The sequence below is a fragment of the Cryobacterium sp. Hz7 genome (genome assembly GCF_004402815.1).
Lineage (GTDB): Bacteria > Actinomycetota > Actinomycetes > Actinomycetales > Microbacteriaceae > Cryobacterium > Cryobacterium sandaracinum.
In genome coordinates this window covers 48,733-64,455 of sequence record NZ_SOFB01000056.1, presented here as the reverse complement: position 1 = coordinate 64,455, position 15,723 = coordinate 48,733, and the positions used below count along the sequence as shown (strand labels likewise).

The 15,723-nt window shown below is 64.1% G+C and carries 16 protein-coding genes; 5 read left to right on the top strand and 11 right to left on the bottom strand.

What is annotated here, in order from left to right; translation table 11 throughout:
- Positions 1-676 precede the first annotated feature (676 nt).
- The 3 genes from E3N86_RS14565 to E3N86_RS14555 form a co-directional block, all read right to left on the bottom strand.
- Entirely contained in the window at positions 677-2,104 is a 1,428-nt protein-coding gene (locus E3N86_RS14565; protein WP_241986172.1) for a site-specific recombinase, read from the bottom strand.
- Between the two features lie 79 nt (positions 2,105-2,183).
- The gene (locus E3N86_RS14560) at positions 2,184-2,528 is read right to left on the bottom strand and encodes a helix-turn-helix transcriptional regulator (RefSeq protein ID WP_134373780.1); all 345 of its coding nucleotides are present in this window, start codon (positions 2,526-2,528) and stop codon (positions 2,184-2,186) included.
- A complete protein-coding gene (locus E3N86_RS14555) occupies positions 2,525-3,637 on the bottom strand; it encodes a site-specific integrase (RefSeq protein WP_134512216.1) in 1,113 nt (370 codons plus the stop codon). Before E3N86_RS14555 ends, E3N86_RS14560 begins: the two co-directional genes overlap by 4 nt.
- A gap of 450 nt (positions 3,638-4,087) precedes the next feature.
- Between E3N86_RS14555 and E3N86_RS14550 the strand changes: the two genes are divergently transcribed.
- Positions 4,088-4,612 carry an HdeD family acid-resistance protein gene (locus tag E3N86_RS14550; RefSeq protein ID WP_166785105.1) on the top strand — a complete coding sequence of 175 codons (525 nt, stop codon included), beginning with the start codon at positions 4,088-4,090 and terminating at the stop codon, positions 4,610-4,612.
- 71 nt (positions 4,613-4,683) lie between these two features.
- On the opposite strand, the gene E3N86_RS14545 is transcribed toward E3N86_RS14550, so the two are convergent.
- Positions 4,684-5,475 carry an SDR family oxidoreductase gene (locus E3N86_RS14545; RefSeq protein ID WP_233191461.1) on the bottom strand — a complete coding sequence of 264 codons (792 nt, stop codon included), beginning with the start codon at positions 5,473-5,475 and terminating at the stop codon, positions 4,684-4,686.
- A gap of 116 nt (positions 5,476-5,591) precedes the next feature.
- On the opposite strand from E3N86_RS14545, the gene E3N86_RS14540 reads away from it, so the two are divergent.
- From E3N86_RS14540 to E3N86_RS14525, 4 genes are all read left to right on the top strand, one after another.
- Positions 5,592-6,062, top strand: a complete 471-nt coding sequence (locus tag E3N86_RS14540) for an NfeD family protein (protein ID WP_174843026.1) — start codon at positions 5,592-5,594, stop codon at positions 6,060-6,062.
- 20 nt (positions 6,063-6,082) lie between these two features.
- Positions 6,083-7,042, top strand: coding sequence for an SPFH domain-containing protein (locus tag E3N86_RS14535; protein ID WP_369827983.1), 960 nt, complete (start codon positions 6,083-6,085; stop codon positions 7,040-7,042).
- Between the two features lie 6 nt (positions 7,043-7,048).
- The gene (locus tag E3N86_RS14530; protein WP_134512215.1) at positions 7,049-7,792 is read left to right on the top strand and encodes a glycerophosphodiester phosphodiesterase family protein; all 744 of its coding nucleotides are present in this window, start codon (positions 7,049-7,051) and stop codon (positions 7,790-7,792) included.
- A 90-nt stretch (positions 7,793-7,882) separates the two neighbouring features.
- Positions 7,883-8,248, top strand: coding sequence for an RNA polymerase-binding protein RbpA (locus tag E3N86_RS14525; protein WP_104102069.1), 366 nt, complete (start codon positions 7,883-7,885; stop codon positions 8,246-8,248).
- A gap of 35 nt (positions 8,249-8,283) precedes the next feature.
- Here the strand turns inward: E3N86_RS14525 and lnt are convergent, their stop codons facing one another.
- From lnt to E3N86_RS14490, 7 genes are read right to left on the bottom strand one after another with little or no spacing between them, the layout of a single operon-like run.
- Positions 8,284-9,828 (bottom strand): apolipoprotein N-acyltransferase, encoded by a 1,545-nt coding sequence (lnt, locus tag E3N86_RS14520; protein WP_134512214.1) that lies wholly within the window; start codon positions 9,826-9,828, stop codon positions 8,284-8,286.
- Positions 9,829-9,837: 9 nt separating this feature from the next.
- Positions 9,838-12,291 (bottom strand): RNA helicase, encoded by a 2,454-nt coding sequence (locus E3N86_RS14515; protein WP_134512213.1) that lies wholly within the window; start codon positions 12,289-12,291, stop codon positions 9,838-9,840.
- Between the two features lie 9 nt (positions 12,292-12,300).
- Positions 12,301-13,053 carry a twin-arginine translocase subunit TatC gene (tatC, locus tag E3N86_RS14510; protein ID WP_104169905.1) on the bottom strand — a complete coding sequence of 251 codons (753 nt, stop codon included), beginning with the start codon at positions 13,051-13,053 and terminating at the stop codon, positions 12,301-12,303.
- Between the two features lie 47 nt (positions 13,054-13,100).
- Positions 13,101-13,322 carry a twin-arginine translocase TatA/TatE family subunit gene (tatA, locus tag E3N86_RS14505; RefSeq protein WP_104102079.1) on the bottom strand — a complete coding sequence of 74 codons (222 nt, stop codon included), beginning with the start codon at positions 13,320-13,322 and terminating at the stop codon, positions 13,101-13,103.
- Positions 13,315-13,659 carry a hypothetical protein gene (locus tag E3N86_RS14500; RefSeq protein ID WP_134373760.1) on the bottom strand — a complete coding sequence of 115 codons (345 nt, stop codon included), beginning with the start codon at positions 13,657-13,659 and terminating at the stop codon, positions 13,315-13,317. The genes tatA and E3N86_RS14500 overlap by 8 nt, the downstream gene beginning before the upstream one ends.
- 3 nt (positions 13,660-13,662) lie before the next feature.
- Positions 13,663-14,658, bottom strand: a complete 996-nt coding sequence (locus E3N86_RS14495; RefSeq protein WP_134373758.1) for a YafY family protein — start codon at positions 14,656-14,658, stop codon at positions 13,663-13,665.
- On the bottom strand, positions 14,655-15,716 hold the full coding sequence (locus E3N86_RS14490; RefSeq protein ID WP_241976885.1) for a YafY family protein: 1,062 nt from the start codon (positions 15,714-15,716) through the stop codon (positions 14,655-14,657). Before E3N86_RS14490 ends, E3N86_RS14495 begins: the two co-directional genes overlap by 4 nt.
- Positions 15,717-15,723: the final 7 nt, after the last annotated feature.

The following is a 15,723-nucleotide window of genomic DNA, read 5'->3' as shown; positions in this document are numbered from 1 at the left end:
GCCAGTTACGGAACGACGGCTTATGGAAATCGCGGCGGGCCAGAACCAGTAGGTTGTAGCTATGCGTATCAGGGGGTTTCGAGGGGCGAGTGCGGTTCTGGCGGCGGGTTGTTTGGCGGTGGCGATGATCGGCTGTTCTGGGTCGGTACCGGAAGCTGGTGGACCAATTTCTGCGCCGACGATGACCGTAACCATAACTCCAACCCCGACGCCGATCCCTGAAACCGATACATGCGACAACGCTTTCACCGCTGACCTGAATTCGAAAATGGCGACGGACGGACTCACTTTCCGTGCTGACGGCCCCCGCGAAGAACTGGACTCATTGGTCGGAGCTGACGGTCTGCGATGTGAGTGGACGAAACCGCAGACGGACCTGACCGTTCGGTACGCGAACTGGACCCGGGATATGCCGGCTTGGGATGTTCTGAGAGCTCAGCTTCTGGCTGATGGGTATATCGAGACCGGCCCGCGGTCGGTTAGCCGGCCGATACCGGAGTTCGACTCCGCGTACCGCTACCGCGACGGCGTCATCCACTACGCGAGCCCAGCCCGTTTCATCGGGTGGATAACTGCACTGCAGTAGGCGCTCGCGGATGGTGCCCACGAGCAGAACGAACGTGTTGCGCATGGCGGGTTTCGGCCAAAGCGGGAACTGGACTTATCCGAAAGGGTCCTAATCCTTCACGGAACTGAGCCTGGGCGAGGGCCGGAGCTGTGATGATTTGAGGTTGATGTAGTCGGCGTGTGGTGCTCCGGCGGCGGCGGCGTGCTGGTGGATTATCTCGCTGCTATATCCCAGGGAAATGGCCAAGGCGGTGGGATTGAGCTCTCTGGCGAGGTCTCGCAGGGCGGTGTTTCTGACGCCGTTGAGGTCGATTCCCCAGCTGCGAAGTCGGTTCAGCATGTTTTCTGGATGGGTGTGTTGGCCAGGCAGGTTGCCGGGAAAGAGCCAAGGGCTGTCGGTGTTGACAGTTTGCTGGTTGGGGCGGTTGTGGACGTAGTCCCAGAAGGTTGCCGCGACTTGTGCGGGCAGTAGGGCTGGCACCGATCCCAGACGCAGGTATAGGCCATCGGGTCGCGCTTCGAGGGCGCTGGTTTTCAGGGCTGCGATCTTTCCGACCGGGTGTGCGTAAAGCAGCAGGATAAGTGCGGCGACGCGGTCTGCGGCGGGCATTTCTCCGGTGGTGAGGCAGGCGCGGATGTGGTCGATTCTGGCTGCCTGCGTCAGGATCGGGGTCGATTGTGCTTCACGACGGGGGACCCGGACTTTCGCGATCTCGTGTGATGTGACGAGCGAGGCGATGAAGGTGTTGATGGCATGGCGAGTGGATGGTCCGGAGGCGAGGTAGTCGTCGAGGTGCGATTGACGGATATCGGTGTAGGTGGTGTCGTGCTCGGATAGGAGCCAGGCGAGGAATCGTCCTGACTCGGTGATTTCCTGCTTCGCTGACCGGACGGCGAAGTTCATGTTCGTGCCGGGCAACGACTTCGCCCGGAGTCGTTTCAAGTGATGCCACCGGCCGAAGCGTTCGATCGGTCCTTGGATCTCGCGATGGTCAGCAAGAGACACGATTCTCTTCTCGAGCCAGCGTTCGAACGCCGCCAGTTGGCGGTCCCGGGGCGGCAGCATGCCGTGATGGGTGAGTGTTTCGCGAAGGTGTTCGACGGCGTTGGATGCGGGTAGGGCGTCGAAGGCCTCGTGGCTGATGGCCAGTTCCCTGGTGCCCAGTCGGGTGAGGAGGGCACTGGCGCCGATGCCGCGTTTCCAGGTATAGATGCTCTCGGGTCGCTCGGCATTGGCGAAGACAGCGACGAGGCGTTTGAGCCGGAGGTCCGGGGGAGTGTTGGGTTGGAGGGTTGCGGTGAGGTCGGCGCGGAGGACGCAGCGGATGCAGTTGCCGTTACGAAATCGTTCGGCTTCATCGCCGCAGGTGTCGCAGTGCAGGAGTGTGGTGATGCCGGCGCAGTCACGGCAGGTGTTCGATCCGTCCGCGTCTTTGCCAGGGAGCAGGCGTGTGTCGCCGCAGGTAGCGCAAGGGCCGCGGGTGTGTGTGGCTGTGGTGAAGCAGATCCCGCAAATGGCGCCGTCGGGCCAGTGCACTCGAATCTTCGCGACCAGACCACCGCAGCGGTCGCAGTGCAGGGTGCCTGGGGTTCGGGGGCGTCCGCGGGTGCGGTGCTCAGTCGTCATCGTCGAGGATGCGGGCGCGGACGGGTTTGTATGCGTCGGCGAAGTTGACGATGTTCTCGCCGGAGGCGATTGTTCGTTCTTGGCGTTGGCTCTTGGCGTTCGCTGCGGTGAAGGTGACGAGCTCGTTCGCCTCAACGTTGAAGATGTCGCAGAGAGCGGTCAGGACTTTGAAGGAGATCCGCTCGGGATCCTGGGCGACGAGTCGATAGATCTGCGACCCCGAGAGCGTGATGCCGCGTTCTCGGAGCGGGGCGACGAGTTCTCGGCTGTTCTTCATGCCGTGGCGCGCCATGAGCTCGCGTGCGCGCCAGCGGTACTCGATTTCTCGTTTCATGATTTTTCCTCCCACGGGGTGCTGTTGGTGGTCGCGTTGATCGTGCGCTCGAGGACGCGGTTCAACGCCCGGGTTTGGTAGTCGCTGGAGACTGCCGTGTAAATGGATGTGGTCGACGCATGGAGGTGGCCAACTTGTTGTTGGACGAACGTGTGCTCGAAGCCATAGAACTCGAACAGGTGGGTGACGTAGGACCGGCGAAGGGAATGCATGTCCAGGCCGGCCGGGAAGCCCAGCTCGTTGACGTAGGCGCGGAAGCGTCGCCGTAGATTCGACTTCGGCACGACGAGGCCCTGGCTGGTGGGGAACAGGTCGGTCGGTTGAGCGGCAAGGTGAGGCAGTCCGGTGCGGATCCACCGGTGAACGGCCTCAGGCGACCACTCGAACACGGTGAGAACGGAGCGGCGCTTGGGCGCATACCCTTTCTGGACCTTCCCGTAACGGACGTGGAGGACACCGAAGTCGCCGAACTGGGGCGAGTGCGGGTTGCGGGAGAAATCGACCAGCTGCAGGTGGGTCACCTCGTTGGCGCGAAGTCCCCAGGCGTAGGCGGTCTTGAACGCGATGGCATCGCGGTAGGCGGCGATGGCGCCCTTGCGTCCCGAGTTGATGACACGCTCGACCTCGACGTCGGCGAGATCGAAGAAGTCCTGCAGCTCACGACGCGAAAACAGGCGTTTCGTTGCCCGCTGTTCATTCTGTTGCGTGTGGGTGGCCCGGTTGAAGTCGGTGATGATCTGAGTGACGGGCCGGCCAAAGGAACGTCCGCAGACTTCGCTCCAGTCGTAGGCCGGATCGGTGAGGAAGTCGCAAAACAGTTTGAGGTTGGTTTGATACGCCCGGACGGTGGCCTGGGACAGGTTTGATACCGAGCGCGTGTAAGCGAAGTAGTCCTCGACGTCCGCGAACGTCCATTCCCACGGGAAGTGCCCGGTGAAGTCCGCGAACCGACGGATCGTTCGTTCGCGGCCAGAAATGGTCTCGTGCCGGAAATTGCGGGAGAGCTGTTGGCGGCGCCAGCTGTCGACCATCTCGGTGAAAACCGCATCCGGGCTGGTCGCCTCGGGGCGCAGAGGCAGATGGGTTACTCGGCCCAATGCAACGCTCATAAGCCCCCTCAACCTGTCTGCAAATTATGCTCTTTAAAAGCAAAACATGCAAAGCACGCGACGTTAAACCGCGGAAATACGGGGATCCCGAGAGGATATGTGCCGCGAAATTCCCCACGTTGAATCAGAGCGCTCAGACCTTGACCAGTGCAGATATAGCGCCCCACATCTCAGAGAAACAGCAGAAGTCCCTGACGCGACCAGCGCTCCGGCGGATAAATACCAGGGGAGTCCTATTCTGCAATTCCTGCAATAGGTCCATTACGCGCTGACATAATGTGCATTATCGGTCAACCAGTGAAGAGGTCTGGACGTGCTGGCCGGACTCGACTACTTTGTGCGACACGGCACGTTCCCAGAATCCGAGAGGCAGCTGAAATGCCCACTACCGTTACGGCCTTCGATCTGTCGTTGGATTAGAGAGCGCTCAGCACGTCACAAATCACCGGTGTGCGCCTGGCCATCGCTGGCACCGGCCTGCTGGCCCTGGTCGTCGGCGTCCTGATCCTGTCCTGGCCGGACGCCACCGTCGGCTCCCTCAAGATCCTCTTCGGCCTGTACTTTTTGATCAGCGGCATCGTTCACGTAGGCCGAGGATTATTCACACAGGGTGCGTCCGGCAGTAGCCGGGTTGTGAACATCCTGCTCGGCGTGCTGCTGATCGTCGGCGGTATCGTGGCAATCAGAAACCCTTCGGACACCCTGGCAGTGCTCGGGATGCTCATCGGGATCTCCTGGATCGTGGAAGGTGTGGCCGGATTGGTCGAGACGGCTCCGGACTCCAGCAGGTGGTTCGGTGCGGTCTTCGGCGCCATCGCCGTCGTGACCGGCGTCGTGGTGCTCTTCTCCCCCGTCGAGTCGGTCACCATTCTGGTCACGATCGGCGGAGTGTTCCTCGTTCTGTCCGGGATCATCCAAATGGCGCAGGCCTTCATGTTCGGCCGGGGCCGGTCGGCGACACTCGATACGGCGTAGCCGCTCGGCGCGGCCGCTCGGCGCGGCCGCACGGCATTCGCCAGGCCGCACTGCACGTGCTGCCCGCGACGTCAGTTTCGACTGGCGGCTTCGCCGACGTAGTCCGCGATGTCCCCGACGTACCTGGTGTTGTTCTCCGGCACGGCCTCGACGGCCGCCAACGCAACCTCGGCGCCAAATTCGCTGACGTTGTACAGCCGGCCGGCGGCATCCTTACGCGCGGTCATGGTGCCCGGGCTGGCTCGCTCGAGCAGGACGGCGGTGACCGTGCCCTCAATGATGTCGCCGGAGACAACGACGAAACCGATGCCGGCCTCGGCGAACTCGGGGATGAGGGCGCGCAGTGCGTCCTCACCGGCGCGCTTGCTCCGGGCGACCGGCTCGTATTCGGCCATGGTGGTCGTGGTCTCGACGAAGTGGGCTTGGTGGCTGGTGACGAACACCACGCGGGCACCCGGAGCGAGCAAGGGCCGTGCCGCGTGCAGCAGGTTGACCTGGGCGTCCCGGTTCAGCTGCATGGCGTAATCCTCGGCCATGCCGCTTTCCATGCCACCGGAGGCGTTCATGACGAGGATGTCGAGGCCGCCGAACTCCGCACGGATGGTTTCGAACATGGACTCGACGGATGCAGCATCCGTCAGATCTGCGCCGACCGTGATTGCCGTGCCACCTGCGGCGCGGATCGCATCGGCGACCTTGATCGCCCGTGCCTCCTTGTTACGGAAGTTGATCGCGACGCTGGCGCCCGCCTCGGCGAGGAGGCCGACGGTGGCCGCTCCGACACCACGGGACGACCCCGTGACCAGGGCGCGTTTGCCGATGAGAGAGCCGGCGTCGAGGGGATTTTTGGGTGCAGTAGTCACAACGCCCAACCCTACCAACATGAGCGGCGGGACTCAGCCTCGGCCAGTCTCGACTCCGGCCAACGAGCAGGTGATAGCTTCGAGAGGGAAACGTCACGTGAGAGGCTCCAAAATTGATGGCTGACCTGACCGACTACTTGTGGATCGTGTGGCTCGTCTTCATCCTCGTCTGTGTGATCATCGAGCTGCTGTCTCTCGAGTTCACCTTTCTGATGATTGCTGTCGGAAGCCTGGCCGGCCTGGGGGCGAACCTGCTGGGAGCCGTGTGGTGGCTCCAGATCGTCACGGCCGCCGTGGTATCCGTGCTCCTCATCCTGCTCATACGCCCGGTTCTCCTGCGGCTGATGAGGAAGGGTGCCGATCACACACCGAGCAATGTCGCCGCACTGCTCGGCATGACCGCACAAGTACTGTCCACCGTTCGCCCCTCGGGTGGAATGGTCAAACTGGCCAACGGCGAAACCTGGTCAGCCCGCCTCTCCCCCGACACCGACACGCAATCCGCCGAACCCGGTGAGATTGTTCGCGTGACCGCGATCGAAGGCTCCACCGCCGTCGTTCATCCCTCGGAAAGGAACATCACATAGTGCTCTCCACCGGTGAATTCATTGGGCAAATCTTCATTGCCGCCCTCCTCTTGGTACTCGGGGTGTTCGTCGTCGTCGTTCTAGTCCGGGCCATCAAGATCATCCCGCAGGCCAACGCCGGCGTCGTCGAGCGTCTGGGCAAGTATCACAAGACGCTCGAGCCGGGCCTGAACATCCTGGTTCCCTTCATCGACCGGGTGCGACCCTTGCTGGACATGCGCGAACAGGTCGTTTCCTTCCCCCCGCAGCCGGTGATCACGGAGGACAATCTCGTGGTGTCCATTGACACCGTGGTCTATTTTCAGGTCACGGATGCACGTGCCGCCACCTACGAAATCGCGAATTACCTGGGCGCGGTCGAGCAGCTCACGACGACGACCCTGCGCAATGTGGTCGGTGGCCTCAACCTTGAAGAGGCGCTGACCAGCCGCGACAATATCAACGGGCAACTACGGATCGTGCTGGACGAGGCGACCGGCAAGTGGGGTATCCGAGTCGGACGGGTGGAGCTGAAGGCGATCGACCCGCCCCTGTCCATCCAGGATTCGATGGAGAAGCAGATGCGCGCCGAGCGTGACCGCCGCGCGGTCATCCTGACCGCCGAGGGCACGAAGCAGTCGGCGATTCTGACGGCCGAGGGAGCTCGGCAGGCCGCCATCCTGTCGGCGGAGGGTGACGCGAAGGCAGCCGTTCTGCGCGCCCAGGGTGAGGCGGAGGCCATCACCACGGTATTCAGGGCGATCCACGACGGTGACCCGGATCCGAAGCTCCTGGCCTATCAGTACCTTCTGACCCTCCCCAAGCTCGCGGAGGGCAGTGCGAACAAGTTGTGGATCGTGCCCAGCGAACTCACCGCCGCGATGAACGGCATCGGGGCGGCGTTCGGCCATGCCGTCGGCGGCTCGGCCGCCCCCGCGCAGACCGCGCAGACCGCGCAGGCCGGGCCGGCCGGCCGGTCCCCCGCCGTCCCGGAGGCGTAGGCGGCGATGTACCTCGAGGGGGTCGGGCCGCGCGTTTTCGCCCATCGCGGCCTCTCCCTTAATGCACCGGAGAACACCCTGCTGGCGTTCCGGCACGCGCTCGCGGTCGGCGCGACCCACATCGAGACGGATGTCCACGCCACGGACGACGGAATCGCCGTGCTCAGCCACGACGCTGAACACGATGTGGCCGGAACCCGCATTCGCCTCGATCAGCTCACCATGGGTGAGCTGCGCCGGGTCGGACTCGGTCAGGGGCAATCCTTCGCGTCCCTTCGCGAGGGACTTGACGTCTTCCCGGAGGCCCGGTTCAACATCGACGTCAAATCATTGGCCGCCGTCGAGGCCACGGCCGCGGCGGTCCGGGACGCCGGCGCCATCGACCGGGTGCTGATCACCTCTTTCTCCGAGAACCGCCGTCGCCGCACGGCTGCGCTGCTCCCCGGGGTGGCCACATCGGCATCCGCGTCGGTCTTGATGCGCGCCATTTTGGCCGCCGAACTGGGCCTTGCCGCTCCGGTTCGGCACTCCCTGAGGAGCTTTGCCGCCGTGCAGGTGCCGGAGTCGGTTCGTTTCCTTCGCATCCTCACTCCCCGCTTCATTCGCGGCATGCACGCGGCCGCGGTGGAGGTGCATGTCTGGACCATCAACGATGCGGAGTCCATGATCCGGCTCCTGGACCTCGGTGTCGATGGGATCGTCACCGACCGGTGCGACCTGGCCGTGGCGATCATCGCGGCGCGAGCCTGAGAGTTCGCTCCGAGAAGTCACATAACGGAAAGATAACGTCCAGCTTGATGGTTTATACCTAGAAGTTGTATCGCGAGAGGAGACCACACGATGGCGGATCGCAGTTTGCGTGGCATGAGGTTAGGCGCACAAAGCCTTCAGAGCGAAGAGGGCGTAACCTTTTCACCACGAGTTAGTCACACGTATCTGTGTGCGACGTGCGCACGGGAGACGGTCATGATCTTCTCGGCAGAGGCGGAAGCTCCTGACGAATGGGAATGTCGCTTCTGTTCACAGACAGCAACCCGGTTGGTTGACTCCAAACCGGTGATAGTGGACCATTCCGACGAGAAAGTACCGCGTACGCATTGGGACATGCTCCTGGAGCGACGCACCCGCGCCGAGCTCGAGGAACTCCTTGAGGAACGGCTGACGTTCCTGCGGGAGCGTCGCGGACAGCAGAAGATCGGCGCCTGATCGGCCCTTTTTCGCGCCGCCTGAACTGATCAGGATCACACGCTATGCGCCCGATTTCGTCGGGCGCGCAGCGTGTTACGAGAGCACAGTACAAACCCGGCAAGGCCGAGGCCGCACACCAGCCACTCGATTACCCGTCCCGCAGCCATCGCCGGGGTGACCGTGTCGCTCAGGGGAACTGACTGCACCATCGCTCCGGGCAGCCAGGTCGGCAGACTGTCGAGCGTGGCACCATCCGGCGTGATGATGGCGCTGGTGCCCACGGTGGAGATATTCACGACTGTGCGCCCGGCTTCGATGGCTCGGAGTCGCGCGATGGCCAACTGCTGCACGCTCTCGTCGGTGCGGCCGAAGTCGGCGTTGTTCGTCTGGGCAAGGATGATCTCGGCTTTGTCGTCGACCATTTCCTGAACGAGCTGGTCGTCGGCGATATCGAAGCAGATGGCGAGCCCCGCCACGATCCCGTTGATGTCGAAAACGTTGTCCCGGGTGCCGATGGCGTAGTCGCGCGCGACCAGGTCGATCAGCTCGGGAGCAAATGGCCGCCAGAACGCACGGTCCGGCATGTACTCCGCGAAGGGCACCGGATGCACCTTGTCGTAGATGTCGACGGCGCCCTCCCCCTCCTGCCACAGCAGAGAACTGTTGTAGATCTTGTTGTTCCGCTGCGTTATCGCTCCCGCGATGATCGGGACGCCCATCCGGTGGCTGAGGAAGTCCAGGTTCTTGGCGGCATCCGCTGAACGAAGTGGGTCTATGTCGCTGGCGTTCTCCGGCCACACGACGAAGTCGACCTCCTCGTCGATGACGGCCAAGGTCGCCGAAGTGTGGTCCGCCAGGATCTGCCCCGGTGAGTAGCGCGCGAACAGACCGGCATCCGATGCACCCTGGATGGCAGCCAGACGCACCTCCCCCGTCTGTACCGTCGGCCAGGCCGGTACGACCAATACGACCGCGATCGCCCCTGCGGCGATGCCTGAGCGCACGGTGAGTCGCACCGGGGTTTCGCGGAGCAACTGCAGAGCCAGGGCGCAAAGCCAGACCAGGACGAAGCTGAGTCCCGACATGCCGACCCAGGCCACCAGTGAATTGAACGGGCTCTCGGACTGGGAGATGGCCACCCTGCCCCAAGCGAATCCGCCATACGGCCATACCGAGGCGAGTGCTTCCCGCGCCGTCCACAGCCCAGCCACGACCACCGGCACCACGCCGAGGCGGCCCAGGCTGGTCGGCCACACCCGCGGCCCCGTTTCGAGCACGACACCGATCAGCGCCAGGCTGATGCAGAAGAATATGGTTTGCAAGCCGGCCAGTGCCAGCCAGGGCACAGGTCCGAGATAGAGCGTCAGCCAGCTGATGTGGATCAACCAGAACGCTGATCCGGCCACCGACCCGATGAGCAGGCCGGACCAGAAACCACGCCCCAGTAGGGCAAAGAGCATCAGGAAGACTCCGACCAGGGCCAGAATCCACCACGACCGATCGGGAAACCCGGCGTCCAGGATCGCGCCGGCCGCCGCGGCGAGCAGAATAGCGGCCGGCAACGGGAGGGCCAATGGCCGAAGGGTCCCCGAGATCACGTCATCAGCCTAGGCGACTGACGAGTAGGCCACGATCCCACGGCGGATCGCATCCATGGCCTTGCGAGCGGTGCGGCCGACGGGGTCGTCGGCCACGACCGAGAGCTGATCCAGAAGGTCGATGGTCTGCTTCGTCCAGCGCACGAAGTCGCCCGCCGCCATCTCGGCCTCATCCAGGACGTCGATGAGCGAACCGGCTCGCGCCCACTTCCATATCGCCAGGCTGAGTCCCACCGCGAGGGGGTTGCTGCCGGGAAGCTTGTGATCGCGTTCGAGATCATCGAGGCGGCTCCACAACTCCTGGGTCTCGTGCAGGGCCTCGCGGAAGGCGCCCTTGGGCAGGTAGCGTTCGTCGATCAAACCCTCTTCGCGGCGGGGTTCGAAAACGAGAGCGCAGGCCATGGCGGCGAGACCCGCTGGGTCGAGGTCGTTCCACAGGCCCCGGCGCAGCGATTCCGCTACCAGGAGGTCACGGTCCGCGTAGATGCGCCGCAGGATCAGGCCGCTCGGGCTGAGCGTGACCGTGCCGTCGGGGTTCTCGACGAGATAGCCGTAGCCCACGAGAACTTCGGTCACCCGGTCGAAGACGCGTGCGACGGCGCCGGTGCGTGTCGTAATCTGCTGGGTGAGGGTATCCGTGTCTCGCCTCAGCGTCCACCAGCGCTGTGCCCACCGTGCGTGCTGCTCGCGCTCAGGGCAGCTATGGCACGGATGCTCGCGCATGCGCTTACGCAGGCTGCCGAGTTCGCGCTGGCGGCGCTCGCGCGCCGCACGGGCGCCGGTCTCCCCCGCCGCATTTTGGCGCTCGACGTCGGTGAGATTGCGACGGATGGCGGAGTATTCGGTGAAGTCGCCCAGGTGGCAGACCATGGACTGTGCGAACCCGGTCAGTGACTCTTCCTGTTGGCGCACTCTGCGTGCCAGGTCGACGACCGCCCGATCGGCCTGGAACTGGGCAAACGAGGACTCGAGGACCTCACGCGTGCGTTCCCGACCGAACTGGTCGATCAGGTTGACGGCCATGTTGTAGGTCGGCTTAAAGCTGGAATTGAGCGGGTAGGTGCGTCGAGACGCGAGTGACGCCACCGTCTGAGGGTCGAGTCCGGAAGCCCACTGGATCACCGAGTGGCCCTCGATGTCAATGCCGCGCCGCCCGGCCCGACCGGTCAGCTGGGTGTACTCCCCCGGGGTGACCGGCACTCTCGCCTCGCCGTTGAACTTCTCGAGCTTGTCGAGCACCACCGTACGGGCCGGCATGTTGATGCCGAGCGCCAGGGTTTCCGTGGCGAAGACGGCCTTTAGGAGCTTCTTCTGAAACAGCTCCTCGACGACCTCCTTGAACGCCGGAAGCAGCCCGGCGTGGTGGGCGGCGACACCCCGCTCGAGGCCGTCGAGCCACTCGAAGTAGCCGAGCACGCCGAGGTCTTCGTCGAGCAGCGTACGGCAGCGCTCGTCGACGATCTGCCGGATCTCCTCGCGCTCCTGAGCGTCGGTCAAGCGCACGCCGGCCCGCAGTACCTGGCGGACCGCCTGGTCGCAGCCGACTCGGCTGAAGATGAAGAAGATCGCCGGGAGCAGGTGTTTGCCCTCGAGCAGCCGCACGATGTCGGAGCGGTCCATCCGCCCCGGTTCGAAACCGCCACGCGGCTGGGTCCCCCGGCCGCGGTCGCGGTCGCCGCCCCGGCGTCCGTTCGCCGAGCGGACGCCGGGTGCGCGCCCGCCCGACTGGGCCAGCCGCACCAGCTCCGGGTTCACCCGGTGGGTCCCGGCCAGGCCGGCTGCGTCAAAGAGGTCGATCATTTTGCTCTTGACCAGCACATGTTGTTCGAGCGGAACCGGCCGCTCTTCGGAGACGATGACATCCGTTTCGCCGCGGACGGCCTGCAGCCAGTCGCCGAATTCTTCGGCGTTTGAGACCGTGGCGCTGAGCGAGACCAGACGTACGTCCTGGGGCAGATGGATGATGACCTCTTCCCAGACGGCACCGCGGAACCGGTCGGCCAGGAAGTGGACCTCGTCCAACACGACGAAGGCAAGGTTTGTGAGGAGGTCCGAATCGGCGTAGAGCATGTTGCGCAGCACTTCGGTCGTCATGACCACGATGCGGGCCTGCGGGTTCACGTTCGTGTCGCCGGTGAGCAGGCCCACGGCATCCGCCCCGTATTCTGCGACGAGTTCCTGAAACTTTTGATTGCTCAGCGCCTTCATCGGGGCGGTGTAGAAGACCTTCTTCCGTGAGCTCTGCATTGCCAGATAGATCGCGAACTCGGCGATCAGGGTTTTGCCGGCACCCGTGGGCGCGGCCACGAGCACGCTGTTACCGTCCTCGAGAGACGCGCAAGCGGCCAGCTGGAAGGGATCCAGTCCGAAGCGGAGCCCGGTGCGGAATGACTCCAGGCGGGGCCGGCCGGCGCGGGCTCTGGAGGCGGCATAGCGTTCCGCGGGCGATTCAAGGTTGGTCATCGGATGCGCTCAGAGCGCCAACTCCTGTTCGAGGGAACGGGCGCGGCGGGCGGCACGTCGATCGTGGAGGAACGCGATTCCATAGGCGGCGAAGTAAAGCACGACCATGGGGATGGCAAGAAGGAACATCGAGATCACGTCGGCAGCGGGGGTGGCGATCGCGGTAAACAGCGTGATCAACAGCACGGCGATCCGCCAGGATTTGATGATCGACTGAGCACTGATCACTCCGGCCAGGTTGAGCAGAACGATGAAGACGGGGAGCACGAAAGCCACACCGATCGCGATCATGAGCTTCAACACGAAGTCGAGGTAACTTTGCGCGACGATGAGAGCGGCGTCTTCCTTGGGTGCGAAACTCGTCATCAGTCCGACGATGTTCGGCAGAACGAACCATCCCGCGGCGCAGCCCGCCAGGAACAGCGGAATGGCGGTGAAGAGGAAGCCGAAGGTGTACTGCTTTTCGATGCGGGTGAGGCCGGGAACCAGGAACGCGAAGATCTGGAAGAGCCAGACCGGGCTGGACACGACGAGCCCCACGTAGAAGGCGATCTTCAACTTCAGGTCAAAGGCACTAGTGATGTCTGGGTAGTTCAGCTGAGCCGTGCGGTCCTGCGCCTCGATGATGGCGTAGATCGGCTCGCGCAGGGCGTCCCACACGAAATCGGACAGGAACCAGCCGACGATCGCACCAACCAGTATTCCTGCCGCAGCGAGGAAGAGACGCTTGCGCAGCTCGAGCAGATGTTGCCCCAGCGACATTTTTCCATCAGTGGCCGTGCGCCGAGGGATTCGCCCCGCCACGGGACTTACGATTTCGTCGTCGGATCGGCTGTGCCGGCGGCCTTCGAAGAGTCGTCAGCGCTGCCGGTGGTTTCGGCGTCTTCTTTATCGCTCTTGATCTCGTTCTTGAAAATCTTCATGGACTGCCCGAGGCTGCGGGCAAGGCCGGGAAGCTTGGGCGCACCGAACAGAAGCAGAACGATGACGAGGATGATCAGGAAGTGCCATCCGGTCAGGTTGTTAAGCATCAGTATCTGTCCTCTGGGTCAATGGGCGAGTTATAAACAGTTTACCTCTGGCGATCAAGGAATCCCGCCGCCGCTGTCGACGTTGCGCCCGGTCACGCTGCACCAGTTCGAGAGCGCGGTAGAGGTCGGCGGGCTTTGTGAAGACGGCCGGTTGGAACCGGACCGGCGGCGGCATCTCCCGCCCCCGGGTGACGTCAGCGACAAGATCGCCGAGTTCTTGAAGGGCTTCCAGTGTGGCCATGACCTTCTTGAACAGGGCGAACCCGAACCAGGCCAGCATCGCGAGCAGGCCAAGCACCAGGCCGATCCAGATCAGTGCCCACGACCACCACGGCATCGTCTACTCCCCCACGTCTGTCGGTTCGGACTCGTCGTAGCGGGCCACGCCGGCGGCCGCCCACTCGCGCACGACCGCGCGCGCCTCGGCCGGGTCAACCACTTCCACGACTCCGGCGAGGCCGGTGACGAGGCGTTTGAGGCCGTGATAGTGAGCCACGTTGAGTGTCCTCCGCACGCGGTCCCCGTGTGCGCCGGGGGCGCCGTATGGTGCGTAGTCTGCGAGCAGCGGAACGGCAGACGTCGGGAGTTCAACCGTCACATCCTGGTCGGACGCGGAGCCCTCGAAGAGGGTCTCGGTCGGCACAGCATCGGCGGACCGGGGGTTGGTCGGCACGTCGGTCACGTGCAGATCGCTCATTCGGTCGAGGCGAAAGGTGCGGGCCGCTTCGCGGAGGTGGCACCAGCCGCGCAGGTACCAGTCCCGGTCCACAGACTGGATGCGCCACGGGTCGACCCGGCGCAGTTCATTCTCGCCGCGGGCATTCAGGTAGTCGAACTCGATCTGTACTCCGCCGCGGACCGCGGCTTGCACGACCGCAATGCTGCTGCGGGCATCCGTGCCGGAGACGGCAACTTGGCTGGGAGCCGCTGAGGCGCTGCGGGTGAGTTTCGCCATCAGCGACGCGATCGCGTCGACGTCGGCATTCTCCGGTAGCGACGACAGGTATTGAAGGCCGGCGATCAGCGCGGCGGCTTCTCGGGCGGAGAAGCGCGGCGAGTCGTCGATGGCCACGAGGTGGGTGAGCACGATGAGGTCGTTCGTTTCGAACTCGTCCCAATGGATATCGAACAGGTCGCCGTGCAGGTACTGGCGGGTTTCCCCGGGGATGCCGGAAACCGCGATGAGATTGACCGCGTCGCGCACCCGGTCAGGCGACACCCCGAAGTGCGCGGCGACGTCGGTCACGCTGATGCGGTCATGGTCCATCAGGAAGGGAACCAGCGCCAGGAGGAAGGTCAGCTTGTCGGATGCTCCGAGTGCCGGACCGCCGTTCATTCGTCGGCCGCCGTCGTGGTATCCGGGTGCACATTCAGATCGAAATCGGTGTGGGCATCCCGCACGGTGATCAGGCGGGACCGGACCGCCGTGCGCAGGGCCGCGGGCGAGTGCACCAGAACCTCCGGGCCGTAGCCGGCGAGCTCGTCGGCGAACACGTTGAGATCGGTGAAGTTCAGGTGGAGAGCGGATGCGTCCGCGTTCGTTCGAATCTCTCCCGGGGCGACTCGTTTCGACAGTCTCACCGCGGCATCGCTGCCCGGCCGGGCGGCGATCACGGCGATGTTGGCGGTCCACAGCGCCTCGAGCTCGCTGAGCGCTTCCTGCCCCTGACCGTCACCGTGCGCCACGAACGAGGCTCCGGGGACCGTCACCACCGGGCCCACGATCCGGGAGAGCAGGTACGTGCGGGTTGCCGCAGCATCCTGGTCGGTGCCGAACAGGTGCCATCGTCCGTCGTGCAACACCATGGCGCGGGGCTCGACCTGACGGCGGCGCGCCGCCGCCTCGCCGGGCTTCAGATAGAGGAATGCCACAACCTGACCGCGATCCATTGCCTTGCTGAGCGGTTCGAAGGACGCCTCCCGCACGCGCAGGGACGGCGAGTAACCGAGCACGGGATCGCTCGAGTCGATGCCCAGCGCATGCAGTTTAGTCATCGCACGCCTGGACTCCGCAGACAGGGAGCCCTCCCGCCAGACCGTCGCGGCAAGCTTCAGCAGCATGAGCTCGTCCGGACTGAAAGTCACGTCCACCGGAAGCTCGTAGAGTCCCTTGGGGATGCGGTAGCGCAAATGGTGGTTGCTCCCGGGATCGTCCGGCGGCTCAACCACCTCGAGCGGAATGCCCAGTTCGCGGATGTCGTCTTTGTCTCGTTCGAACTGCCGCTCCAGGCTCGCGTTGTCTCCGCCGGGGAGATAGCGCTGGCGGTACCCCTGCACGGTGGACAGAATATCGGCCTTGGTCAACCCGACTTCCGTTGCGATAAGCGCAAGTACCAGGCTGAACAGGCGTTCTTCTACCGAAACACGGCTGTTCTTTTCAATGGTGGACGGCACGCTGCGA